We start from the raw sequence: 23,733 nt of genomic DNA on the forward strand, positions 1-23,733 counted from the left end.
GCGAACGTGTGAACCGCACGCCGGACCCATTGACCCGCTTCCCCGGGTCTCGCCAGACTCGGTCCTCGGCTGCCGCGGCGGGCGCGCAGCCCCACCACCTCGCGACCAGGGGGCCTGATGACCGGCCGGGTTCTTCCGTACGACGTACAGGGCAGCGGTCCGCACCGCGCGCTCGTGCTGCACAACTGGTTCGGCGACCGCACCAGCTTCGCCCCGCTGCGGGCCGAGCTCGACGACGGCGGCGGGACCTACGCCTTCCTCGACTGCCGCGGTTACGGGGAGGCGATCGACGCCGACGGTGCGTACACCATGGAGGAGGTCGCCGCGGACGCCCTGGCCGTCGCCGACGACCTCGGCTGGGACTCGTTCTCGGTCATCGGCCACTCCATGGGCGGCAAGGCGGCCCAGCTGATGCTGCTCGACGCGCCGCACAGGGTGCGCTCGATCGTCGGGATCTCCCCGGTCTCCGCGGCCGGATTCCCGCTCGACCCGGAGACATGGGAGCTCTTCTCCGGGGCCGCGGAGAACCACGACAACCGCCGGGCCATCATCGACAACACCACCGGCGGCCGGTACGGCGACGACTGGCTCGGCGGCCTCGTCGACCGCTCCGTGCGGCGCTCCTCGGCGACCGCCTTCCGCGCCTATCTGGACTCCTGGTCCCGCACCGACTTCCACGAGCGCGTCCGCGACAACCCGGCCCCCGTCCTCCTCGTGGTCGGCGCCCACGACCCGGCGCTGGGCAAGGAGGCGATGGAGGCCACCTGGCTGCGCTGGTACCCCAACGCCCGCCTCGAAGTGCTGCCCGACGCCGGTCACTACGCCCCCGAGGAGACCCCGAAGGCCCTCGCCGACGCCATCGAGGCCTTCCTGGCGGCCTGACAGGGAGCGGACCGCCGCCCGCCGGGGGACGATGGGGTCATCCGGCGGACGACGGATGACCCGCACGCGGCTCGGAGGCGGACGTGACCTCGATGTTCCTGACGGCGGCGGTCGCGGCGGCCGCCCTGGTCTGCGCCCTGGCCGTGCGGGAGCTGCGCGCCCCTGGCACCGCCCGGCGCACGCTCTCCTTCGTCCGGGACCGGCGCGCGCTGGCCGCGGGGCTCGTGGCGGCGGTGCTGCTTGCCGTACCCGGCTGGCGGGCCGCCGGCCCCGGTGCCCTGGCCTGGGCCGTGCTCGTGGGCGTGCTGGTGGCGGCTCTCTCCGGGAACGGGAAGGGCCCCGCCCTCCGCGCCGGTGCGCGGGGGACGGGGCCCGAAGGCTCCCAGGATCAGGAGTAGTAGCCGAACAGGTCGGCGATGACGTGCACGTTGCCGGCGTTCGGACGGAAGTCGATCTTTCCGTTGACGACGGGCACGGTCACGAGGTTGGCCACCGTCTGACCGGCGGTCCAGTTGATGTTGGACGCGTTGGGCAGCGTGGTGCCGTCCGGCCAGACCGTCAGGAAGCCGCCCGAGGACGGGGCCGTGACGGTGACGTTGAGCACGACCGCCTTGGCGTTCGCGAGGGTGTGGCCGTCGTTCAGGTTCAGGACCTGGGTGACGCCGCCCTTCATCGGGGTGGCCGAGGCCGCGCCCAGGGCGTACCGGGTGTCGAGCAGACGCGCCGGACCGGCCGAGTGGAAGGAGGCACCCTCCGCGCCGGCCGTGTAGTAGCCGAAGACGTCGGCGATGAAGTGCACCGAGCCGAGACCGGCGTTGTACAGGTTCACCGTGCCGTCGGGGCCGATCGGCAGGACGACCATGTTCGGCCGGGTCTGACCGGTCAGCCAGTTGATGTTCGACGAGGTCGGACGGGTCGCGCCGCCCGGGTACGCGATGAGGTGACCGGTCGACTTCGGCGCGGTCGCCGTCACGTTGAGCACCACGGCGGTGGCACCCGTGGCCGGGACGCCGCCGCTGCCCGCGACGGTCAGGGCGACGGTGCCCTTGCCGTCGACCGGCGCGTTGCCGGCGCGGCCGATGCCGTAGCGCGTGTCGAGGATGCGGGCCGGGCCGGTCGGCAGGTAGGTGCCGCCGCCGGTCGCGGTGGAGAAGTAGCCCGAGATGTCGGCGATGAAGTGCGTCGTGCCGCCACCGGCGTTGTACAGGGAGACCGTGCCGTCCTTGCCGACCGGGACGGTCACCAGGTTCGGGACGATCTGGCCCTTGAGCCAGTTCATGTTCGACGAGGACGGGCGGGTGGTGCCGCTCGGGTACGCGATGAGGAAGCCGGACGCGCTCGGCGAGACCGCGGTGACGTTCATGACCACGGAGGTCACGCCGGTCGCCGGGACACCGCCCACGCCGGTCACCTTCAGCTTGACCGTGCCGTTCGCGGCGACCGGGGTGGTGCCGGCGCGGCCGATGCCGTAGCGCGTGTCGAGGACACGGGCCGGGGTGAGCGCGTTGAACGTGGCGGCGGGGGAGGGCGCGACGGCCTTGCACAGGCCGGCGACTATCTCGCGCCCGTTCGGCGTGCCGAGGCCGGTGGCCAGGTCGTAGCCCGCGCCGGCCTGGTAGAGGCCGCTGTAGTTGCCCGACTGGGTCTCGTTGTTGTGGCCGGTGGTGACGTCACGGAAGGCGGTCGCCGGCAGCTTGTAGAGCGCCGGGTGGACGTAGCCCACGGCACCGTTGGCCTGGCAGGCGAGGTCCTGGTTGGCCTGGCCGATGAGCGCGGCCCACACCGGGGCGGCGCCGCTGGTGCCGCCGATCACGTTCCAGTACTGACCGGCGCCGTAGGCGACCGGGTAGCCCGTGTAGTAGTCGGCGAGGCCCGCGACGTCCGGGACCTGACGGCAGGTGCCCGACGCCGTGGCGCAGGCGTTGGTGTAGCCGGCCCCGCTGACGCCGGCCTGGAAGCCGCCGGCGGGCACCGTGTAGCGACGGGAGACGCCGCCGCCCGAGCCCACCCAGGTGGTCTGCGCGGAGACGGAGCCCTTCATCGTGGTGCCGCCGACGCTCAGGACGTACGGCGAGGAGGACGGGAAGTCGACCGCGAGCTGGTTCTGGTTCGGCACGCCCGAGGTGGGGTTGCCGTTCTCGTCCGGGACGAAGCACCCGGTCGAACCGCTGTCGCCGGAGGCGACGACGACCGTCTGGCCCTGTGCGGCGGCCTGCTGGAAGATCAGGTTCTCGGCGTCCTGCGCCGAGGTCGGCGTGTTCAGCTCGCACAGACCCCAGCTCACCGAGATGACCTTGGCGCGGTTCTCGTTGACGATCTGACGGTAGACGGCCGTGCCGTCGTTCCAGGTGTTCTTGCCCTGGTAGACGAGGATCTTGGACTGCGGGGCCTGACCGATGATGGTCTGGACGTCCAGCGCGGTCTCCAGGCCGACGCCGCCGGTGGCGGCTTCGGTCGGGCCGCCGTTGACCCGCACCGGGGTGACCGGCACCTTGGTGCGGAAGCAGCGCTGGAACTCGGCGTTGTCCCGCGGGTCGTAGTTCTCGAGCGAGTAGACCGCGATGGTGGTGCCGGTCTGCACGTTCGGCTGGTTCGCCATGTTGTACTGCGTGGCCAGCGAACGCGGCGCCCAGTAGTCCTGGGTGTCGTACATCGCCGGGTAGTCGGGGGTCGACGTGGCGAACAGGGTCGAGACGTCGCCGCACATCGCCGGGGTGGTCCCGGTGAGACGCGGCTGGGGGCCCGTCTGGGCCGCGCCGGTGTCCTCGGTGCCCTTCTTGCGGGGCTTGGCCTTGGCGCCGGTGTTGAGCGGCTTGTACGACCCCAGCGTGCTCAGGCCGCCGACCGTGCGGACCTCGTCCGCGATCCGGCCGTCGACGGCGGGAGCGGTGGTGTTGACGAGACCGGTGGTGCCGTCCGTCAGCCGGTAGCCGTCGAACTGGGTGCTGAACGCCTCGCCCGCCTTCGCGACGGTCGTCGTCACCGGCAGCGTGAGGCCGTCGGCCTCCAGCGCGCCGACGGTCAGCCCCTTCGCCTCCAGCTCGGCGCGCACGCGCGCGACCGTCGCCGGCTCGGCCCCGAAGACCTTCGCGAACTCGCCCGTACCGAGGTACTGGCGGTAGCGCGGGGATCCGGGCGTGGAGACCTCGGCGACGAAGCGCTTCAGCGCCTCCGGGTCACGGGGTTCCAGGACGACGCTCAGTTCGAGCGCCTTGCCGGGGGCCGGGTCGGCCGTGCGGACGGCGCCCTGCGGGACCTTCGGCGCGGCGCCGACCCGCTGCGGGCCCGGGTCGTCCGAGACCGGCGCGGCGACCGCGGTGGCCGGGACGACGGCCGTGGCGACCGCCAGGGCGGCGACGGTGGCCGCACCCCATCTGAATGCCTTCTCACGGGCGGTTCGGCCCATGCACACGCTCCCTTTCACGTTCCGCGTCGCGCGACCGCGCGGGCAGGGAGCAGTCCGGGAAGGAGAAGTGGCAAGGCGGTTCTCCGGGCGCGGCATGCTGACGCCACGGCCCGATATGCGTGAAATCCCCCCGGCGCCCTCCCCGCGCCCGTGCAGGCGGCAGAGCGACGACCAGAAGTGAAGATGTATCAGCCCCGTACTCGCGTTCGGTGTGGCGGGGTGGTGTTCTTTACCGGACCGTGATCATGGGGGCGGTTTCCGGCCGCAAGTTACCCGGCGGTTTCTCGTGACTTCCCAAGAACCCGCCAGTAGAACATGTTCCCATTCACTCAAGAGTGAGGAACATCACGTGAGTGATACACCCGTTCCGGCCTCCCCCTCTGGAGGCATCACCCGTCGCCGGTTCGTCAGTGGAACCGGTTCCATTCTTGGCGGTCTCGCCCTCGCCGGACAGGTCACGGCGGCGAGCGCCGCGACGCCGGTGAGCGCCGCCGAGGTCGCGTCCGCGTCCGCGTCGATCCCGTCCGGCGCCCACGTCCCCGCCCTCGTCGTCGGCACCGGCTACGGCGGCTCAGTCGCCGCGCTCAGACTCGCCCTCGCCGGCGTCGACGTCCACATGGTCGAAATGGGGATGGCCTGGGACACCGCCGGACCCGACGGAAACATCTTCGCCAACACCACCAAACCGGACTACCGTTCCTACTGGCTGCGCACCCGGACCAAGCAGCCCCTCAGCAACTTCCTGGGCTTCCCGCTCGACAAGGACGTCCCCCGGTACACCGGCATCCTCGACGCCGAGGACTTCGCCGGCATCACCGTCTACCAGGGCCGCGGCGTCGGCGGCGGTTCGCTCGTCAACGGCGGCATGGCCGTCACCCCGCGCCGGGAGCTCTTCCCGGGCATCCTCCCCACCGTCGACCCCGCCGAGATGTACGGCACCTACTACCCGCGTGCCAACACCGGACTGGGCGTCACCGAGGTGGACCGGTCATGGTGGGAGAGCGCCGACTGCTACCAGTACGCGCGCGTCGGCCGCAAGCACGCCGAACGCTCCGGCTTCCCCTTCGTCTTCGTGCCCAACGTCTACGACTGGGACTACATGAAGCAGGAGGCCATCGGAACCGTTCCCAAGTCCGCGCTCACCGGCGAGGTCATCTACGGCAACAACCACGGCAAGAAGAGCCTCCAGAAGTCCTATCTGGCCCGGGCCGCCGAGACCGGCCGGGTCTGCATCTCCCCGCTGCACAAGGTCACCACCGTCACCCCCGCGGCCGGCGGCGGCTACACCGTCGTCATGGAGCGGCTCGACAACGCGGGCGCCACCGTCGAGACCAAGACGGTCACCGCCGACCGGGTGTTCTTCGCCGCCGGCAGCGTCGGCACCAGCAAACTGCTCACCCGCCTCAAGGCCACCGGCGCCCTGCCCGCCCTCAACGACCGGGTCGGCAAGAACTGGGGCGACAACGGCAACGTCATGTGCGGGCGCGCCAACCACATGTGGGACCCCACCGGGAAGCTGCAGTCCTCGATGCCCACCGCCGGCATCGACAACTGGGACGCCGGCGGAGCCTTCGCCGAGGTCGCGCCCCTGCCCACCGGCATCGAGACCTACGCGTCCTTCTACCTCTCCATCACCAAGACCCCGCACCGCGCCGAGTTCAGCTGGAACGCGGCCGCCGGGCGCGTCGACCTCAACTGGGACCGGGCCTGGAAGCAGACCTCCATCGACGCGGCGAAGACCATCTTCGACAAGATCAACGCCAAGGAGGGGACGATCTACCGCACCGACCTCTTCGGCACCTACAAGATCTGGGGCGACCACCTCACGTACCACCCGCTCGGCGGCGCCGTGCTCGGCGAGGCCACCGACAACTACGGCCGCCTCCACGGCTACGACGGCCTGTACGTCATCGACGGCGCCCTCATCCCGGGCAGCACCACCGTCAACCCGTTCGTCACCATCACCGCGCTGGCCGAACGCAACATCGAGAAGATCATCTCCACCGACCTGTGACGCGGCCGAACGCGAGGGGGTCGGCCGGGCGGATCGCCCGGCCGGCCCCCTCGGCGTTCAGTGGGTCGGCAGCACGCACACCGTGTCGAGGCCCAGCACCCGGTTGAGCCGCCCGAAGGCCAGCCACGAGCCCAGGCTCATCGTCAGCTCCACGATCTCGACCTGGCTGTACGCGCCGGTCATCCGCGCCCAGAACTCCTCGTCCAGGTGGTGGTGGTCCAGCGCGTACCGCTCCGCGTACTCCGCGGCGAGCCGGGTCCGCTCGTCGAAGGCGTCGGTGGTCCGCCAGGCCAGGACGGCCTCGGGGAACTCGTCCTCGACCTTCTCCCCGTCCCGGTCGGTCCGCCAGTCCAGGCAGAACCGGCACCCGTTGATCTGCGCGATCCGCAGCCGCGCCGCCTCGAACTCGCGCAGTCCGAGCGTCGTGTGGGAGTACACCGACAGCGAGAAGTTCGCCGCCGCCATCCCGATCCCGGGCACCATGTCGCCCCACACGTACCCGATCGGCTCCTGCCCCTCGGGGATGTCGATGATCACCGTAGTCTCCTTCCCAGTTTCCCGACCGCCGGCCTCAGCGGCACGTCCAGCGCGTCGTACAGCCCCGGCTCGGCCGCCACGAGCCAGTCGATCGCCCCCACCAGACGGCCCACGGCGGTGGCGTTGCCGCCCGCGGACCGGTTCTCGCCCTCGTCCGTCGCCTCGACCGTGACCTCGATCCGCGGCCGGCCCTCGACGATGACCCGGTGCGCCCCCGAACCGTCCGGCGGGACCGGCCAGTCCGGCGCGCACTCCGGGTGGATCCGGGTCACGTGCTCGATGACCAGGCGCGGCTCGCCGTCGACGATCCCCTGCACCTCGAAGCGCACCGCGCCCTGCGTGCCGGCCGCGAACTCGCCCATGGTCCGGGTCCTCACCGTCGCCTCCAGGGGGCGCCGCTGGAGCGTCTCGCGGATCTCGTCCAGCTCGACCCCGAGCGCCCGGGCCATCAGCCGCAGCTGACCGCCCCACACCATCGTGGGCACCGAGGGCAGCAGCATCGGCGGCTCGTACTCCATGGGCTGCCCCATGCCGACGAGATAGCGGACCGACTCCTCCTGCTCGTACGTCGAGTAGTCGAAGATCTCCTGGCAGCGGATCGCGTCCACCGTGCTGCCGAGCCCGCTGACCAGCAGCGGCAGCACGTCGTTGCCCCAGCCCGGGTCGACACCGGACGCGAACAGCGAGCCGCCGCCCTCCTTCACCGCCGCGAGCACCGGCTCGCGGAACTCGTCGGGCGCGCCCCGCTGGTCGTACAGCGGGTAGAGCGCGGGCGTGACGACGACCGCGCCCGCGCGCACCGCGCGCACGACATCGGCGAGCGCCTCGTCGGGGCGCATGTCACCGGAGGCCGCGTACACCACGGCGCCCGGTGCCTGCGCGAGGACCGCCTCGACGTCGTCCCGGGCCGTGACGCCCAGGTCGTGCCCGAGCCCGGCGAGCCGGCCGGCGTCTCGGCCGACCTTGTCCGGGTTGGCGACGAGGACGGCCGAGAGTTCGAGCTCCGGATGGGCCGCGACGGCGCGGATGGCCGCGCGCCCGACATTTCCGGTTCCCCACACCACCGTCGGAATCATGCGCGGAGGGTAGCGCCGGGGATGCGAGGTTCCCAGAGCCGTGACACCCCTTTGCTGACGGTCTTTCAGATATGGGTGCCGGGCTCGGGGGAACCCGCCGCTAGCGACCGCCCCCGCGACACTCGGCGTACCCCCGCGGGTCCTCCTCGGCGAGCCGACGCAGTGCCGCCGCCGCCCGCTCGTGCGGCTCGGCGCCGTCGTCGGGCAGCCGCCAGACGAACGGGAGCCACGGCCCCCGCTCGTCGTCCTCGCCCTCGAAGATCCCCGGCCGGTACAGGAACCACAGCACCGTCGTGTACGGGTCGCGGGTGTCGACCCCGGCGTGGAGCGGCCGCGCGTCCCAGCGGGCCAGCAGCTCCGGCCGCGCGCGCAGCCCGGAGGAGAGCAGCCGCCCCGTGTCCCTGGCCGGCCACGACCAGCCGTCCTCACGCACCGCGCGGGCGAGCTCCGCGTCGTACGCGGCGGCGTCGAAGCGGTACGCGGGCAGCGAGGGCGCGGGGGAACCGTCGGGCAGCCGGGCCGGGAGCCTCCAGTCGCGCCACACCACCTCGCCGCCCTCCCGCACGACGGTCACCCCCAGCGCCCCGCAGCAGCCCTCGCTGCACCAGGCCTCCGCGAGCTGCACCTCGCGGGGCTCCTCGGTCGCGGCCAGGTCGCCGCTGTCGAGGAGGTACTCGGGGGAGTGGCCCGGGCCGCGCCCGAACACCTCCGGCACGAGGGGACGCCCGTCGATCAGGAACCTGGTCTCGACCGGCTCCCGGTCGACGGGGTCGTGCGCGACCACCTCGATCCGCAGCCGCCCCGGCGGTGCCTGCCGCGGGGCGGGCAGGCGCTCCGCCGCACCGCGCAGCCACGCCGCCCGGTGCCGCTCCCCGGGCGGCGCGGAGCCGTCGGCCCGGTCCGGGAGGGCGGCCCACTCGGGCGAGGTGAGCAACGCCCCCAGCGCGTCCAGGAGCTGCTCGCGCTGCCCCGCCCGCCAGGGCAGCAGGTGGGAGGGCCCGCTGTCCAGGTCCAGGGCGAGCGACAGCAGTACCGCCGCGCGCTCGACCGTCGGCGGCAGCCCGCAGGCCCGCCGGACCACGGTGTCGAAGACCTCCACCGCGTCGCGGTAGCGGAGCAGCTCTGTCCGGTAGTCCCGTTGGCTCGCCATCCGGACGAGCAGCCGCCCCGCCTGCACCGACAGCCGGGGATCGACCCGCCCGCCGCGCAGCAGCCCGGCCAGATCCGCGGCCTCGGCGAGCAGCCGGGCCTGGGTGGGGGAGACGGCGTCGATGCCGAGCGGGTCGTCGATCAGCGCGGCCGCCGCGGCCCGTGGGTCGCCGGACGCGCACGCGTCCGCGAGGACCCGTAGGCCGGGCCGTTCGGTGTGGCAGGTGAGGTGGAGCAGGGCCGCGGCCCGGGCGTCCAACCGCTCCAGGGCGCGCACCGCGCCCCGGGTGAGACCCCTCACCAGGCCCAGAACGCGCAGAGACGGCACGTCGGCGGGCTCCCCGACCCGTTGCAGCAGCGCGACGCCGACGTGGGCGGAAGCCAGGTCCGGCGCCGTACGGACCAGATGGCGTCCGAGCGCGCGGGCGGCCGGTTCGTCGGGCAGCGGCAGGTCGGCGACGGCGGCCGCCACCGACCGGCCCGTGACGGGCAGTCCGGCGAGGCGGTGCCGTACGAGCCCGGCGGTGGTGCCCAGGTCGTCGCCCGGGGCCGGGCCCGGCGAGCCGAGGAGCGGGCCCAGGGCTTCCTGGACGGCGGCGACGGCCTCGCGGTGCCGAAGCGGGGCGGCGCGGTCCGAGGCTCCGGCGTCGTCCGGAGGGAGGGCGCGCTCCGGAGGCGGATAGCAGCCTTCGGGCCATCGTCCGTCCGGCTCGGCGTCGAGCCGGGCACGGGCATAGGAGTGGAGAGAGGGCGGGGAGGGCCGGGAGGTGAGCGGGCGGCGCTCGTCCAGGGCGCTCACCGGGCGGAGGTGTACTCGATTCCGTCGATCATGCCCCCGATGCTGCCGCACCGGGGGTCGACCCGTCCAGCGCTTTGCGGCCCTACTCGGTGGGAGCGGTGGGGCCGGTGGGGCCGGTGGTGCCGTCGGCGTCATCGGCCAGTCGCAGCGTCACGAACGGCACCGTGTCCCCCGGCAGGACGTAGCGCTCGGTCTCCACGAACCCGCGGGCCAGCGCGAAACGCAGTCCCTCCGTGTTGCTGGCGAGCACCACCGTCTCCACGCCCTCGTCGCTCAGCGTGCGGGCGTGGGCGAGACCGTGCGCGTACAGCGCCGTCCCGTATCCCCGGCCACGGTGTCCGGGCAGCACGCGGGCGATGACCGTGGCGGCCGGGGTCTCCTCGTCGGGCGGACGCACCGTGGAACAGCCGACGGCGACCCCGTCCGCGTACGCGACGTCGAGCCGGTTGCGGCCCGCGCGCTCGCGGACGTCCTCGGGGGAGAGCGGGGCGGTGGGGATGATCGCGTTGTGGATCAGCCGCCAGTCCTCCAGGAGCGCGAGCCCGGCGGCGGAGCCGGCGGGATCCACGGGGCCGGCCGTCTCGATACGAAGATCGTTCATTGCCGCAGGAAAGCGTGCGGGTTCGGCCCCGTCAACTCCTTTCCCTTCCTTCGCCCCGTGGCCCGGACGGGTGAGGAGGCGGGGACGCGCGACAGGCCCGCAGCCGACCGGGTACGGATCCCCGCATTGCCCCGAGCCTCGGAGGTGGCCGATCCATGCCCGTCCGCAAGGGCACCGCAACGGTGCTGACCTGTGCCCTGTCCGCGGCCCTGCTGCTGACCGGCTGCACCGCCGGCCGCTCCCCGGCCCCCGCGCCGCCCTCCGCCCGGGACGTGCACGACGGGAGGGACGGGGGAGCGGGTCCGGCGGCGGCGAGCCGCGCCCCGCGACAGGAGCGCCGCACGCCCGAGCGCATCCCCGGCATCGGCCCGACCACGCACACCCGCATCCCCGACGGCACCACCCAGGCGCTCGTGGTGAGCGGCGAGAGCGCCGACGGCAACGTGGTGACCGCCGTTCTCCACGAGCGGGACCGGGCCGGCCGATGGCACCGCGCCGCCGGGCCCTGGAGCGGCCACAACGCCCTGCGCGGCTGGACCGACGCCCACGAGGCCGGCGACCTGCGCTCGCCCATCGGGGTCTTCCGGATCGGCGACGCGGGCGGGCGCCTCCCCGACCCGGGCGCGCGGATCCCGTACGACCAGGACGAGGAGTTCTCGGTGTCGGGCACCGGCTTCCTCGGCGAGCCCCTGGAGGGCTCCTTCGACTACGTCGTCGCCATCGACTACAACCGCGTCGCCGGGACGACCCCGCTGAACAAGGAACGCCCGCTGGGGCCCGAGAAGGGCGGCGGCGTCTGGATCCACGTCGACCACGGCGGCCCCACCCAGGCCTGCGTCTCGTTGCGCCGGGAGAACATGACGGAGCTGCTCCGCGCCCTCGACCCGGCCCGCGAGCCCGTGGTCGTCATGGGCCCGGCGGGCGAACTCGCCCTCTGAGCCGCAGCCCGGGTGGGGCCGCATCCCGAGCGGGGCCGCATTCCGCGAATGGCCCCAGTCCCGGCGGGGCCGCCGCCGTCGGGAGCCGAGGCACGGGCGGGGCCGTGCGACGTGGTGTCAGACCCCGGGCGCGGGCGTCACGGTGATGCCGTGGCGCTCCAGGAGCGCCGCCGTGACCCCGTCGCCGGGCACGAGACCGCCGCCGAACGTCCCGTCGTACACCAGGCCCCGCCCGCAGGAGGGACTGCGCGGCATCAGCACCGCCTCGGCGCAGCCCGCCGACCGGGCCCGGGCGAGCGCGAGGCGGGCTCCGGCGAGGAACTCCGCCGTCACGTCCTGGCCCAGGTCGTCGACGACCTGCGCCGTGCCGTCCAGGACGTCGTGCCCGTCGCCGCCCACCAGCTCGGCGGGCCTGCGCGGGGTCGGCAGTCCGCCCGCGCTCTCCGGGCAGAAGGGGACCGTGACGCGGCCCGCGAGCCGGGCGTCGAGCCCGGCGGACGGCTTGTCGCGCGCGTCGTAGCGGCACGGCACGCCCCGCAGACAGGCGCTGACCAGTACGGAATCCATCCGGCCAGGCTAGCGAAACCCACGTGCAGGCGGAGCGGGCCCGTGAGCCGGCTCAGGAACCGGCGGCCCGCAGCGACGCCGTGTGCGAGCGGACCTGCTCCGGGGTGAGGTAGGCGTCCGTGTACTCGAAGTCCCGCAGGGTGCCGGACTTCGAGGCCAGGAAGCCGGTGCGGACGAAGTCGTCGCCCGCCACCGCGTTCAGCAGCCAGTTGGTCATCACCCGGGTCTTCGCCACGTTCGTCCGCAGCGCCGCCCAGTGGTAAGCGCGGGCCACCGCCTGGGCCGGCATGCCGTGCAGCTCGACGCCGAGGGGCTTGGACACCCCGTCCAGGCCGCCCAGGTCCACCACCAGGCCCAGGTCCTTGTGGACGTACGGGTGGGTCTGATCGCCCCGCAGGGTCGCCACGAGGTTGTCGGCGAGCGCCTTGCCCTGGCGCATCGCGTGCTGGGCGGTGGGCGGGCAGATCGCGTCGGCCTCGCCCTTGGCGAGGTCCGGCACCGCAGCCGCGTCACCCAGGGCCCACACCCCGTCCAGGCCGGGCACCGACATGTCCGAGCCGACGACCAGCCGGCCGCGCATCGTCTCGGCGCCCAGCGTGCCGATGAGCGGGCTGGCGGCCACGCCCGCCGTCCAGATCAGGGTGCGGCAGGGCAGCACCCGCCCGTCGGTGAGGGTCACGTTCTCGTCGTCGACGGAGGCCACCGACACCCCGAGGGACACCTCGATCCCGCGCTTGCGCAGCACTTCCAGGGCGGCTCCGCCCAGTTTGGGGCCGAGCTCGGGCATGAGCGTGGGCGCGATGTCGACCAGGTGCCACTTGATGAGCTTCGGGTCGAGGCGCGGATAGCGCTTGACGGCGGTGCGGGTGAGGAGCTGGAGGCAGGCCGCCGTCTCCGTCCCCGCGTAGCCGCCGCCGACCACCACGAACTGCAGCCTCGCCGTCCGCTCGGCCTCGTCCTGGCTGGCGTCGGCGAGGTCGAGCTGGGCGATCACGTGGTCGCGGATGTACGCCGCCTCGGCGAGCGTCTTCATGCCCCGGGCGTGCTCGGCGAGCCCGGGGATGTCGAAGGTGCGGGTGACGCTGCCCGGGGCGAGGACCAGTTGGTCGTACGGCTCGGTCAGCAGCTCGCCCGAGATGGTGCGCACGACGCAGACCTTGGCGGCCGTGTCCACGCCGATCGCGCCGCCCGGGATGATGCGGGTGCGGTGCCGCTCGCTGCGGCGCAGCGACAGCGCCACCGACTGCGGGGTCAGCACGCCGGAGGCGACCTGCGGAAGCAGCGGCAGGTACAGCTGGTACGAGAAGGGCGACAGAAGCGAGATCGTCGCCTCCCGGGGGGTCAGCCGCCGTTCCAGGCGCCGCACGCACCCGACCCCTGCGAAACCGGCGCCCACCACGAGGATCCTCGGTCGAGACACGGTGTCAGCCCGCCCTTCCACGTTCCTGGCCGTCGACGGCCCTTGAAGGCTGACTAACCGTGCACACCATCCTGAAACCATTCATATCCGCTGAACGGGTGAGGAATATGTGATGAACGAGGCGGCGCCGGGAGGCTGAAGGCACCGGTGCGGCTGAGGGTGCGGGCCGCCCGGGCTGGGGCGGTGGGGTACCGGGTGGCCGTTCTTCGCGGCGCGGCGGACAACCCCTGACTCACCCTGCCCGGCGGCTGCGCCGCCGCCCTCCTCACGGTCTCCGGGCTCCGGCACCGGAGCCCGGACCGTCGTCGGGCCGTCAGCCGGTGACGCTGGGCGCCCCCGTCTCGATGTGGCCGGTGTACCGCCGCGACCAGGTGCCGTCGGAGTCGGCCAGGATCGTGAAGTCGTACCAGCCGTCGCTGTACGCCACGGCGTTGAAGTAGTCCTCGCGGGAGGAGTTCGCCGGGACGGTGTACGTCCAGGGGCCGTCCGTGCGGTACGCGTTGGGGCGGACGGTGAAGGTGACCGCGGACGCCGAGGCGTTGGTCATCTTGAACCAGATCGCGGTCTTGCCGGTGCCGGACTCCGTCGCGAACCGGGCCGCCACCTCGATGTCCTTGCCCGCCTTGGAGGCGTCGCCGATGAAGCGGCGCAGGAAGCGGTTGGGGCCCATCATCGAGATGTCGTACTTCCCCGAGCCCGAGCCGAGCCCGATGTTGAAGTAGTCGGTGGCGGTGCCGCCCGGGTCGACCGTGTACTGCCAGGCGGCGGTGTCCCGGTGCTGGTGCGGGTGGATCGAGAAGTGCGCGGGGCGGCGCGCCTCGGCGCCCTGGTTGGTCATGGAGAACCAGGCGAGGATCTTCCCTGCGGCGCCGAACTCGAAGCGGTCCAGGTTGCCGTTCACCTGGTACGGGACGGAGCGCGCGGGGCGCGTGCCCGTCTCCTGCGGGGGCAGGGCGTTGTCCTGGGGGGCCGGGTTGGGCAGCGGGCCGCAGGTGGACTGGCCGATGACCTTGGCGGTGGACGGCAGGTTCGCCGGGACGCCGTACACCGGCCGGGAGAAGTCGAAGACGCCGGTCAGGTCGCCCACCACCTTCCGCCGCCAGGCGCTGATGTTGGGGCAGGTGGCAGGCGTGCCGAGGGCGGCCGTCCAGGTCTCCATGAAGCGCAGCACGGAGGTGTGGTCGAAGACCTCGGAGCTGACCCAGCCGCCGCGGGTCCACGGCGACATGACGATCATCGGGACGCGGAAACCGAGGCCGATCGGCAGCCCGTCGAGGTACTCGCCGGCGGTGCCGGGCGGCGCGACCGGCGGCGGGACGTGGTCGAAGAAGCCGTCGTTCTCGTCGTAGTTGAGGAACAGCACGGTCGAGTCGAAGACCTCGGGGTTCGCGGAGAGCGCGCGGTACACCAGGTCCACGAAGTGCGCGCCGTCGCCGGGCGGGGCGTAGGGGTGCTCGGAGAACGCCTCGTTGGCGACCACCCAGGAGACCTGGGGCAGCGTGCCGGCGACGACGTCCGCGCGGATCGCGGCGGCGATGTCGTCGGGGGTCGAGCCGGTGACCTTGGGCACCGAGCCCATGCCCCGGTCGTACAGCGGGTCGCCGGGCTTGGCGTCGGTGAACTTCTTGAAGTACGCGAGCCCGTTGTCGCCGTAGTTGTCCTGGGCGTTCTGGTAGACCTTCCAGCTCATCCCGGCGCGCTGGAGGGCCTCCGCGTACGTCTCCCAGGTCAGCCCGGACTCGTCGCCGCCGTCCTTGCTGGAGCCGTCGACCTTGCCGCTCCACAGGAAGGTGCGGTTGGGGCCGGTGGCGCTCAGCGTCGAGCAGAAGTAGGCGTCGCAGATCGTGTACGAGTCGGCCAGCGCGTAGTGGAACGGGATGTCGCCGCGGTCCAGGTGGCCCAGGGTGCGGGTGTTGCCGACGCCCGTGACCCAGTTGTCCATGCGCCCCTTGTTCCAGGCGGCGTGCTGCGAGCTCCAGCTGTGCGGGAGGTCGCCGTTGCACTGGGCCAGGGTCTCGCCGTCCACGCCACCGGCCGGGGGCGTGGAGCTGAGCTTCCACGGGTACTGCCGGCCGCCCCAGTTGGGCTGGTTGAAGGTGCCCCAGCCGCCCGGTATGTTCCCCGCGGCCCGGTCGCCGAAGCCGCGCACGCCGCGCAGCCGCCCGAAGTAGTGGTCGAAGCTGCGGTTCTCCTGCATGAGGATCACCACGTGCTTGACGTCGGTGATGGTCCCCGTGGCCCCGGCCGCGGCGGCCGAGACGGCCTCCCCGGCTGCGGCCGCGGCCCGTCCGGCCGGCAACGCCGCCCCGGCGGCGAGCCCCGCCCCGATCCCGACGAACCCTCTGCGGCTGATGGGAAGCATGCCCCGCCCCTCATGTCACATGGCTGCCCCGGTGGCACGCCGAGGACAGGATGGAGGACGGAGCCCCAAAGGTATACGGCCGTGCAGTAATCGATTGGTTAACTTACGGAGGACGCTCAGGTGTTGGGGTGACGGGGCTCGGGGATTGGTCCGGATTCGAACCAATGCGATGCGGTGGGAGAATGAGAACACGGGACGCACCCGGATCCGGACCACCACGGAGGTGGATCATGGGCGAGGCACGTGACGTCATGGACCGTTTCACCGAGGCGGTGACCCATGCGGACCTCAAGGCGATCGCCGACCTGCTGGCCGAGGACGCCGTCGCCCTCACACCCGACGGGGGCGAGATCGAGGGACGTGACGCCATCGTCGAGTACTGGCGCACGATGACCACGTCGATACCCGATGCGACGTTCACCTACCGGAACCGCTTCGAGATCGACGACACCGCGGTGGACGAGGGGATCTTCACCGGCAAGAACACCGGCCCGATCCCCCTGCCCGACGGCGAGACGCTGCCCGCGACGGGCAGGACCGTCAACATCCGCGGGATCGACCTGGCACAGGTGAAGGACGGCCGGATCCAGAGCTACCGGCTCTACTTCGACCAGATGGAGTTCCTGGACCAGCTCGGACTGCTGTCGGAGGACTGACCAGGGCCGATCCCGGGGCGGAGCGGCGCGGGGCCGGTCGCGTGGTACACAATCGTCGGCATGACCGAGACGAGCGCGGACACCGGCAGCACCGACCCCTACCTGTGGCTGGAGGAGGTCGAGGGCGAGCGGGCGCTCGCCTGGGTGCGGGAGCGGAACGCCGAGACGAAGGCCGAGCTCGCCGACGCCGACGGCGACGCCTTCGGCGCGCTCGTCGCCGAGCTGCGCGAGGTGCTCGACGCGCCCGACCGCATCCCGTACACCCGCCGGCGCGGCGAGCACCTCTACAACTTCTGGCAGAGCGCCGAGCACACCCGCGGCGTGTGGCGCCGCACCACCCTGGACGACTACCGCACCGACGAGCCCCGCTGGGACGTCCTGCTCGACCTCGACGCGGTGGCCGCCGCCGAGGGCGAGGACTGGACCTGGGCCGGGGCGCAGGTGCTGCGGCCCGCCTTCCGGCGCGCCCTCGTGAGCCTGGCGCGCGGCGGCGGCGACGCCGTCGTGGTGCGGGAGTACGACCTGGAGGAGCGGGCCTTCGTCGAGGACGGCTTCCGGCTGCCCGAGGCCAAGACCGACATCGGCTGGATCGACGAGGACCACGTCTACGTCGGCACCGACCACGGCCCCGGCTCCATGACCGCCTCCGGCTACCCGCGCACCGTGCGCCGCTGGCGCCGCGGCACCCCGCTCGACGCGGCGGCACCCGTCTACGAGGGCGCCGAGTCCGACCTCGCGGTGTCCGCCTGGCACGACCCGACCGAGGGGTACGAGCGCGACTTCGTCGCCCGCTACCGGGACTTCTGGCACCAGGAGACCCACCTCGTCACCGAGGACGGCGCACTGCGCCGCATCGAGGTCCCCGACGACGCCGACAGCTCCGTCCACCGCGACTGGCTCCTCGTCACCCCCAAGGCACCCTGGCTCGGACAGCCCGCGGGCGCCCTACTCGCCTTCCGCCTGGACGCCTTCCTCGCCGGACGGCACGAGCCCGAGGTCCTGTTCACGCCCGACGAGCGCACCGCTCTCGCGGGCCACTCCTGGACCCGCAACCACCTGGTCGTCGAGACCCTCCAGGACGTCGCCAGCCGGATGCACGTCCTCACCCCGCCCACGGGTCCGGGCGACTGGAAGCGCCAGGAGCTGGCCGACATCCCGCCGCTGGCCTCGGCCGCCCTCACCGACACCGACCCCGACTCCGGCGACGAGTACTTCCTCTCCGTCACCGGCCACCTCATCCCGCCCTCCCTGCACCGCGGCGAGATCGGCGGCCCGGGCGAGCGGATCAAGCAGGCCCCGGCGCGCTTCGACGCGACCGGCCTCGACGCCCGGCAGTACTTCGCGGTCTCCGCCGACGGCACCCACGTCCCGTACACCGTCGTCGGCCGCCACCAGGAGCTCCCCGGCCCCACCCTCCTCACCGGCTACGGCGGCTTCGAGATCTCCCTGACCCCCTCCTACGACTCCGTGCGCGGCCGTGCCTGGCTCGCCCGCGGCGGTACCTACGTGGTCGCGGGCATCCGCGGCGGCGGCGAGTACGGCCCGCGCTGGCACCGCAGCGCCCTCAAGGCCGACCGGCCCCGCGCCTACGAGGACTTCGAGGCCGTCGCCCGCGACCTGGTCGCGCGCGGCATCACGACCCCCGACCGGCTCGGCATCACCGGCGGCAGCAACGGCGGCCTGCTCATGGGCGCGATGCTGGTCCGCAGCCCCGAACTGTTCGGAGCGATCGTCGGCCACGTCCCGCTGCTCGACATGCTCCGCTTCCACATGCTGCTGGCCGGTGCCAGCTGGACCGCGGAGTACGGCGACCCCGACGACCCGGCCGACCGGCCGCACCTGGCCGCGCTCTCCCCGTACCACCACCTCGAAGCCGGCCGGCCCTACCCGCCGGTCCTGCTCACCACCTCGACCCGCGACGACCGCGTCCACCCCGGGCACGCCCGCAAGGCCGCCGCCCGGCTGCGGGAGCTCGGGCACCGGGTGCTGCTCCACGAGACCCTCGCCGGCGGCCATGCGGGCGCCACCGACCACGAGCAGACCGCCCACAACAGCGCCCTGGAGCACACCTTCCTGTGGCGGACCCTCGGCTCCTGAGAGCCGCCGGACCCCCGAGGCGGCCTCCCGCCCGCTGAGGCCGGGAGCCCCGGTGGCGCGCCCGCCGGGGCACGCGGGAGCCTCAGACCAGGGCGCCGCCGCGGGCCACGATCCGCCCCGCCCGGACCACCAGGTCGCGGCGCGGCACGTCGACCACGGCCTGCGGTACGCACTCGCCGTCGACCAGCATGAAGTCGGCGGGCGCACCCGGGCGCAGGTCGGCCCGGTCCAGGCCCAGGAGCTCGGCGCCCCCGTGGGCGGCGAGCTCGAAGCAGGCCGCCAGCTCCTCGTCGAGCCGCGCGCGCAGCGCCCAGCCGGCCAGCCAGGCCCGGTGCAGCATGTCCGCGTTGCCGAACGGGCTCCAGCTGTCCCGTACGCCGTCCGAACCCAGCCCGACCCGCACCCCGCGCTCGGCCAGGCGCCGGAACGGCAGGATCGTGGTGGCCGACAGGGCGACCGTGGTGAGCGCGACCCCGGCCCCCGACAGCACGTCCGCCATCGCGTCGAGCTCGTGCCCGGACAGCTGGGCGACGGCGAAGGCGTGCGAGACGGTCACCCGGCCCTGGAGCCCGAGGGCCCGGGTCCTGGCGGCGATGTCCCGCAGTGGCGCGAGGCCGGTCTCGCCCCGGTCGTGCAGATGGATGTCGAGCCCGAGGCCGTGGCGCTCGGCCAGTGCGAACACCGTCCCGAGCTGCTCGCCGTCGGCCGCGCCGCGCTCGGCGTCGAATCCGGCCGGGTCGATCCCGCCGACATGCGTGATCAGGCCGCTCGTGGCCGCCTCCTCCAGGAGTTCGGTGACACCGGGGGCCCGGACGACCCCGTGCTGCGGGAACGCGACCAGCTCGACGTCCACGATCCCGCGCAGCTTCTCCCGTGCCTCGGCCAGCCCCTCCAGGCCCGAGAGCCCGAACGCGGGCGCGACGTCCGCGTGCGCCCGCATCGCCCGGGTGCCCTGCGCCGCCGCGTGCGACATCAGCCGCAGCGCCCGCTCGCCGACCGGCGTGGGCATCGCCCGGGCGAGCTCCACGTCCCCCTCGACGTACTCCCCGATCCCCGCCGCCGCCCGGCGGCTGTGCCAGGGCTCGCCCCAGGAGGTCTTGTCCGGGTGGATGTGCGCGTCGACCAGGGTGGGCAGCGCCATCCTGCCGCCACCCTCGACCACCTCGACCGCCGCGCCGTCCGGTACGGCGTCGACCAGGACCCCGTCCACGGCCACCAGTTCGGCCACGGCCCCGCCGAACGGGCGGACGTCCCGGTAGACCGTCGCCGAGACCGAGGAGGGGGCGGAGGGAGCGCTGGACGCGGCGGACGGGACGGACTCGGGTGAGGACACGGCGAGGTCTCCTGGGCTGCTGCGGCGGAACGGGGGGACGCCGTTTGGTATACCACGGTTTTGTATACCAAGATGTGCCCGCCGGGCCGTCGGCCGCGGAGCGTGGGATCGGGAAGGCCCCGGGGCGTCAGTCCTCGCGACGCGCCAGCAGACAGCAACGCCGGGTCTCGGCCTCGTGCGGGTACGGGCCCCGCTCCAGCTCGGCCTCGATGCGGAAACCGGCCCCGCGCAGCGCCTCGGCGACGTCGGCCGGCCGCAGGAAGTGGAAGTCGACGTCCACGTCGTGACCCCACCACTCGGTCAGGGTCCGCACCTCGGTGCCGATGTGGAAGGAGACCAGGAGCAGGCCGCCGGGCCGCAGCGTCCGCCGGATCTCGGCGAGGGCGGGGGCCAGCTCCCCGGGCGCGAGGTGGATCAGCGAGTAGAGGGCGACGGCCGCGTCGAACTCGCCGTCGCCCGCCGGCAGCCGCAGCAGGTCGCCCTCACGGAACTCGACCTCGGGGTGCCGCTCGCGGCCCAGGGCCACCATGGCGGGGGACAGGTCCACGCCCACCACGCGCCCGGCCCTGCCGAGACCGGCCATCCAGGCGGCCACGTGCCCCGGCCCGCAGCCGAGGTCGGCGACCACCGCCCCGTCGCCCGCCTGCTCCACGACCGCGCCGATCAGCGCCCGGTCGAGCGGCTTGCCGTCGAGCTCGTCGCCGATGCGCGCGAGGTACTCGCCGGCCACCGTGTCGTAGCTGCGCCGCACCCGCTCATGGCCGGGCCGCCCCGCCCCCGCCGCCCTGTCCGTCCCCGTCACCGCTCCGGCCCCCTCCGTCGTACGGTCCCTGGCTGCTGCGCCTGCTGTGATCGCCGCTACTACTGCATGGGGTGCTGCATCGGCTGCTGCACGCCCTGCGGGAGCTGCGGCACGCCCGGCGGGAGCTGCTGGACACCCGGGGGCAGCTGGTGCATGGGCTGCTGCATCGGGCCACGGGCCTGGGCCATTCCCGCGGGGGCCATCCCGGCCGGTGCCATTCCGGCCGGCGGCATCCCGGCCGGCGGCATCTGGATCACACGGCTGAGGTCGCGCAGCACCTCTTCGGCGGTCCGGCGCGCGTCACCGGGCACGTCCCCCTGCTCGCGTATCAGCTCGGAGTAGATGGGGGCGGTGGTGTCCGCGTGATTCATCGGGTTCGCATCCTCGGTGTTCTCGGGCGTTCTCGGGCGTGCTGGGGAGTCGTGCGGGGAGGTACACGTGTGGCCGGCCGGGCGGTGCCGGGGCCCCGAGGGCGGCCACAAGACGGCGAGTCTACGGGGCCGGGCCCGCGCTCGGGGGCACGGGTTCATCCCTCGGCCGTGAACCCGACCCTCTTGTGCGTCCGGATCGGCAGGCCCGTCTCCGTCAGGTACAGGAGGCGCGATTCCCTGAGGCGGGCCGGCCGGCGGCGGGCCGTCGTCCCGCCCGTCCGCAGCCCACGCGCGGGCCGGGGCGTCGGCACGCCGAGGTCATCCCCGGCCGGGCCACCGCCACGGACGACCGCCGTGCTGGGCGGCGATCATAAATCAGCTGGTCAGTGCGGCTCACCGACCGGAAGAATGGGCCCCCTTGAAACCGGGAGGGAACCCATGAGCCAGGCCTACCTGACTCTCGACGCGCTGCTGCCGGCGCAGGAGCTGGCGGCAGCCGTCGAAGCCGGGCATGTGACCCGCAAGTCGCACCCCGAGCTGCCGCTGTCCATCTACACGTACACGCGGGCCTGTCAGTACGAAGGCGTGTGGAACGAGGTCACCGTCCGCTGCCGCGGCCTCGTCGCCGACGACAGCACCGGCCGGATCGTGGCCCTGCCCCTGCCGAAGTTCTTCAACGTCTCCGAACACGAGTCCGGCCGCCCCTACGCGCCCACGCTGCCCGACGAGCCGTTCGAGGTGTACGAGAAGGTCGACGGCAGCCTCGGCGTCCTCTTCCACTACGCGGGCCGCTGGCGGGTCGCCTCCAAGGGCTCCTTCATCAGCACCCAGGCCACCTGGGCGCAGCGCCGCCTCGACGCCGCCGACACCTCGGCCCTGGTGCCCGGTGTGACGTACCTCGCCGAGATCCTGTACCCGCAGAACCGGATCGTCGTCGACTACGGCGACCGCCGGGACCTCGTCCTGCTCGCCGCGTTCGGCCCGGACGGCACCGAGATCGCCCTCACCGAGGCCGCGGCCCACTGGACGGGCGTCGGCTCCGTCGTCACGGTCCACCCGCCCATGCCGCTCGACGCCCTCGTCAAGCTGACGGAGTCGAGCACCCTGCCCGACGGCGCCCCCGCGACCGGCACCGACGCCGAGGGCTTCGTGCTGCGCTTCGCCTCCGGCGTGCGCGCCAAGGCGAAGATCGCCGAGTACGTGCGCCTCCACAAGGTCCTCACCGGCGTCACCGAGCGGGACATCTGGCGCGGCCACGGCATCCAGCGCTTCGCCGACGCCCCCGCCAAGGCCCTCGCCCAAGGACTCGGCCTGTCCCCGGCGGAGCTCTCCGACGCCCGCGCCAAGGGCGGCCGTCCGCTGGACGCCCTCCTGGAGCAGGTGCCGGACGAGTTCGACACCTGGGTGCGGTCCGTCATCGCCGGACTCGAGGAGGCCTTCGCCGAGCGCGAGCGCGCCATCGACACCGCGTACGCGGCGCTCGCCCCGCTCGGCGGCGACCGGGGCGCCTTCGCCCGGGCGGCGAGGGAACTGCCCGACCCGAGCCTGCGCTCGGCCCTCTTCCTGCGCCTCGACGGGCGCCCCACCGAGCTGCTCACCTGGCGGTCCCTGCGTCCCGAGACCGCCGACCCCTTCACCACCGACGAGGAGAACTGACCGTGCCCGTGGTCCACGTCATGACCGGACTGCCCGCCTCGGGCAAGACGACCGCCGCCCGCGCCCTGCAGGAGGGGTCCGAGGGCCGGATGCGCCGGGTCAACCTCGACGACCTGCGCAGCATGCTCGACGTGCCGGGCGGCGACCGCCGCTCGCACGCCCACGAGCAGACCGTCCTCGAGATCCAGGACGCGGCCGTCCGCGCCGCCGTCGACGACGGCTTCGACGTGGTCGTCGACAACACCCACCTCACCCCGCACATCCCCAAGCGCCTCAAGGCCGCCGTGGCGGGCCGCGAAGCCACCTTCGTGGTGCACGACTTCACCGACGTGCCCGTCGACGAGTGCGTCCGCCGCGACGCCGCCCGCGAGCGGCCCGTCGGCGAGGAGATCATCCGCATCCTGGCCGACAAGCACACCAAGGCCACCCGCGGCGGCTGGCGGCTCACCGAGGCCTGGCTCAACGACCGGCCGGCCGTCACCCCGTACGTCGCCGACCCCGCACTGCCCTCCGCCGTCATGTGCGACATCGACGGCACCCTGGCGCTGCGCGGGGACCGCGGCCCCTACGACTTCAGCCGCTGCGACCTCGATCTGCTCAACGAGTCGGTGCGCGAGGCCCTGCGCGCCTTCCAGCGCTCCCACCGGGACCGGATCGTGCTGCTCTCCGGCCGCAGTGAGGACCACCGGGCGCTGACGGAGGCCTGGCTGGAGCGGTACGAGGTGCCGTACGACGAGCTGTGGATGCGTGCCTCCGACGACGGCCGCTCCGACGACCTCGTCAAGGCCGAACTCTTCGACGCGCACGTGCGCCACCGCTACGCCGTCCGCGTGTCGCTGGACGACCGGGACCGGGTGGTCGCCGTGTGGCGCCGGATGGGCCTGCCCACCTGGCAGGTCAACTACGGCAACTTCTGACCCGGGACGGCCGAGTTCCGGCCCGGGATAGCAGAGTTCCGGCCGGGGATGGCCGAGTTCCGGCCGAGGAAGGCCCAGTTCCGCCCTGGGCACCCGGTCGTATCCGGCCTCGGTCTCGCGACCTAGGCCCGGTGCGACCGTAGCCGGATG

General features: G+C 73.4%; 19 protein-coding genes. 8 read left to right on the forward strand and 11 right to left on the reverse strand.

Annotated features, from left to right (window positions below; all coding sequences use genetic code 11):
- Positions 1 to 117: 117 nt before the first annotated feature.
- Positions 118 to 882 carry an alpha/beta fold hydrolase gene (locus OG309_RS35485; RefSeq protein WP_329427340.1) on the forward strand — a complete coding sequence of 255 codons (765 nt, stop codon included), beginning with the start codon at positions 118 to 120 and terminating at the stop codon, positions 880 to 882.
- An 83-nt stretch (positions 883 to 965) separates the two neighbouring features.
- Complete coding sequence (locus OG309_RS35490) at positions 966 to 1,280, forward strand: hypothetical protein (RefSeq protein WP_329427343.1); 315 nt, start codon at positions 966 to 968, stop codon at positions 1,278 to 1,280.
- On the opposite strand, the gene OG309_RS35495 is transcribed toward OG309_RS35490, so the two are convergent.
- Positions 1,271 to 4,288, reverse strand: a complete 3,018-nt coding sequence (locus OG309_RS35495) for a protease pro-enzyme activation domain-containing protein (protein ID WP_329427345.1) — start codon at positions 4,286 to 4,288, stop codon at positions 1,271 to 1,273. The genes OG309_RS35490 and OG309_RS35495 overlap by 10 nt on opposite strands.
- A gap of 349 nt (positions 4,289 to 4,637) precedes the next feature.
- On the opposite strand from OG309_RS35495, the gene OG309_RS35500 reads away from it, so the two are divergent.
- The gene (locus OG309_RS35500; protein WP_329427347.1) at positions 4,638 to 6,302 is read left to right on the forward strand and encodes a GMC oxidoreductase; all 1,665 of its coding nucleotides are present in this window, start codon (positions 4,638 to 4,640) and stop codon (positions 6,300 to 6,302) included.
- 57 nt (positions 6,303 to 6,359) lie between these two features.
- Here the strand turns inward: OG309_RS35500 and OG309_RS35505 are convergent, their stop codons facing one another.
- From OG309_RS35505 to OG309_RS35520, 4 genes are all read right to left on the reverse strand, one after another.
- The gene (locus OG309_RS35505; RefSeq protein ID WP_329427349.1) at positions 6,360 to 6,839 is read right to left on the reverse strand and encodes a carboxymuconolactone decarboxylase family protein; all 480 of its coding nucleotides are present in this window, start codon (positions 6,837 to 6,839) and stop codon (positions 6,360 to 6,362) included.
- Positions 6,836 to 7,915, reverse strand: coding sequence for an NAD(P)H-dependent amine dehydrogenase family protein (locus OG309_RS35510; protein ID WP_329427350.1), 1,080 nt, complete (start codon positions 7,913 to 7,915; stop codon positions 6,836 to 6,838). The genes OG309_RS35505 and OG309_RS35510 overlap by 4 nt, the downstream gene beginning before the upstream one ends.
- Positions 7,916 to 8,015: 100 nt before the next feature.
- Complete coding sequence (locus tag OG309_RS35515; RefSeq protein WP_329427351.1) at positions 8,016 to 9,863, reverse strand: hypothetical protein; 1,848 nt, start codon at positions 9,861 to 9,863, stop codon at positions 8,016 to 8,018.
- Positions 9,864 to 9,945: 82 nt separating this feature from the next.
- Entirely contained in the window at positions 9,946 to 10,464 is a 519-nt protein-coding gene (locus tag OG309_RS35520) for a GNAT family N-acetyltransferase (RefSeq protein ID WP_329427353.1), read from the reverse strand.
- A 155-nt stretch (positions 10,465 to 10,619) separates the two neighbouring features.
- Between OG309_RS35520 and OG309_RS35525 the strand changes: the two genes are divergently transcribed.
- Entirely contained in the window at positions 10,620 to 11,402 is a 783-nt protein-coding gene (locus OG309_RS35525; RefSeq protein WP_329427355.1) for a L,D-transpeptidase family protein, read from the forward strand.
- Between the two features lie 117 nt (positions 11,403 to 11,519).
- On the opposite strand, the gene OG309_RS35530 is transcribed toward OG309_RS35525, so the two are convergent.
- From OG309_RS35530 to OG309_RS35540, 3 genes are all read right to left on the reverse strand, one after another.
- Positions 11,520 to 11,969, reverse strand: coding sequence for a DUF523 domain-containing protein (locus tag OG309_RS35530; protein WP_329427356.1), 450 nt, complete (start codon positions 11,967 to 11,969; stop codon positions 11,520 to 11,522).
- Between the two features lie 52 nt (positions 11,970 to 12,021).
- Complete coding sequence (locus OG309_RS35535; protein ID WP_329427358.1) at positions 12,022 to 13,389, reverse strand: NAD(P)/FAD-dependent oxidoreductase; 1,368 nt, start codon at positions 13,387 to 13,389, stop codon at positions 12,022 to 12,024.
- A gap of 313 nt (positions 13,390 to 13,702) precedes the next feature.
- Positions 13,703 to 15,751, reverse strand: a complete 2,049-nt coding sequence (locus OG309_RS35540; RefSeq protein WP_329427360.1) for a phosphocholine-specific phospholipase C — start codon at positions 15,749 to 15,751, stop codon at positions 13,703 to 13,705.
- Between the two features lie 230 nt (positions 15,752 to 15,981).
- Here OG309_RS35540 and OG309_RS35545 point away from each other — a divergent pair, with 230 nt between their 5' ends.
- The gene (locus OG309_RS35545) at positions 15,982 to 16,407 is read left to right on the forward strand and encodes an ester cyclase (RefSeq protein WP_329427361.1); all 426 of its coding nucleotides are present in this window, start codon (positions 15,982 to 15,984) and stop codon (positions 16,405 to 16,407) included.
- Between the two features lie 60 nt (positions 16,408 to 16,467).
- Entirely contained in the window at positions 16,468 to 18,504 is a 2,037-nt protein-coding gene (locus OG309_RS35550) for a prolyl oligopeptidase family serine peptidase (RefSeq protein WP_329427363.1), read from the forward strand.
- Between the two features lie 82 nt (positions 18,505 to 18,586).
- Here OG309_RS35550 and OG309_RS35555 read toward each other — a convergent pair whose 3' ends face one another.
- The 3 genes from OG309_RS35555 to OG309_RS35565 all read right to left on the reverse strand — a co-directional run bounded on the left by OG309_RS35555 (position 18,587) and on the right by OG309_RS35565 (position 21,010).
- Positions 18,587 to 19,837 carry an amidohydrolase gene (locus tag OG309_RS35555; protein ID WP_329427365.1) on the reverse strand — a complete coding sequence of 417 codons (1,251 nt, stop codon included), beginning with the start codon at positions 19,835 to 19,837 and terminating at the stop codon, positions 18,587 to 18,589.
- Between the two features lie 127 nt (positions 19,838 to 19,964).
- A complete protein-coding gene (locus OG309_RS35560) occupies positions 19,965 to 20,639 on the reverse strand; it encodes a class I SAM-dependent methyltransferase (protein ID WP_329427367.1) in 675 nt (224 codons plus the stop codon).
- A gap of 59 nt (positions 20,640 to 20,698) precedes the next feature.
- The gene (locus OG309_RS35565; RefSeq protein ID WP_329427369.1) at positions 20,699 to 21,010 is read right to left on the reverse strand and encodes a hypothetical protein; all 312 of its coding nucleotides are present in this window, start codon (positions 21,008 to 21,010) and stop codon (positions 20,699 to 20,701) included.
- Between the two features lie 438 nt (positions 21,011 to 21,448).
- Here OG309_RS35565 and OG309_RS35570 point away from each other — a divergent pair, with 438 nt between their 5' ends.
- Together OG309_RS35570 and OG309_RS35575 are read left to right on the forward strand one after the other, a co-directional pair.
- The gene (locus tag OG309_RS35570) at positions 21,449 to 22,666 is read left to right on the forward strand and encodes an RNA ligase (RefSeq protein ID WP_329427371.1); all 1,218 of its coding nucleotides are present in this window, start codon (positions 21,449 to 21,451) and stop codon (positions 22,664 to 22,666) included.
- A 2-nt stretch (positions 22,667 to 22,668) separates the two neighbouring features.
- Complete coding sequence (locus tag OG309_RS35575) at positions 22,669 to 23,583, forward strand: phosphatase domain-containing protein (protein ID WP_329427372.1); 915 nt, start codon at positions 22,669 to 22,671, stop codon at positions 23,581 to 23,583.
- Positions 23,584 to 23,733: the final 150 nt, after the last annotated feature.

Source organism: Streptomyces sp. NBC_01268 (assembly GCF_036240795.1).
Taxonomy (GTDB): domain Bacteria; phylum Actinomycetota; class Actinomycetes; order Streptomycetales; family Streptomycetaceae; genus Streptomyces.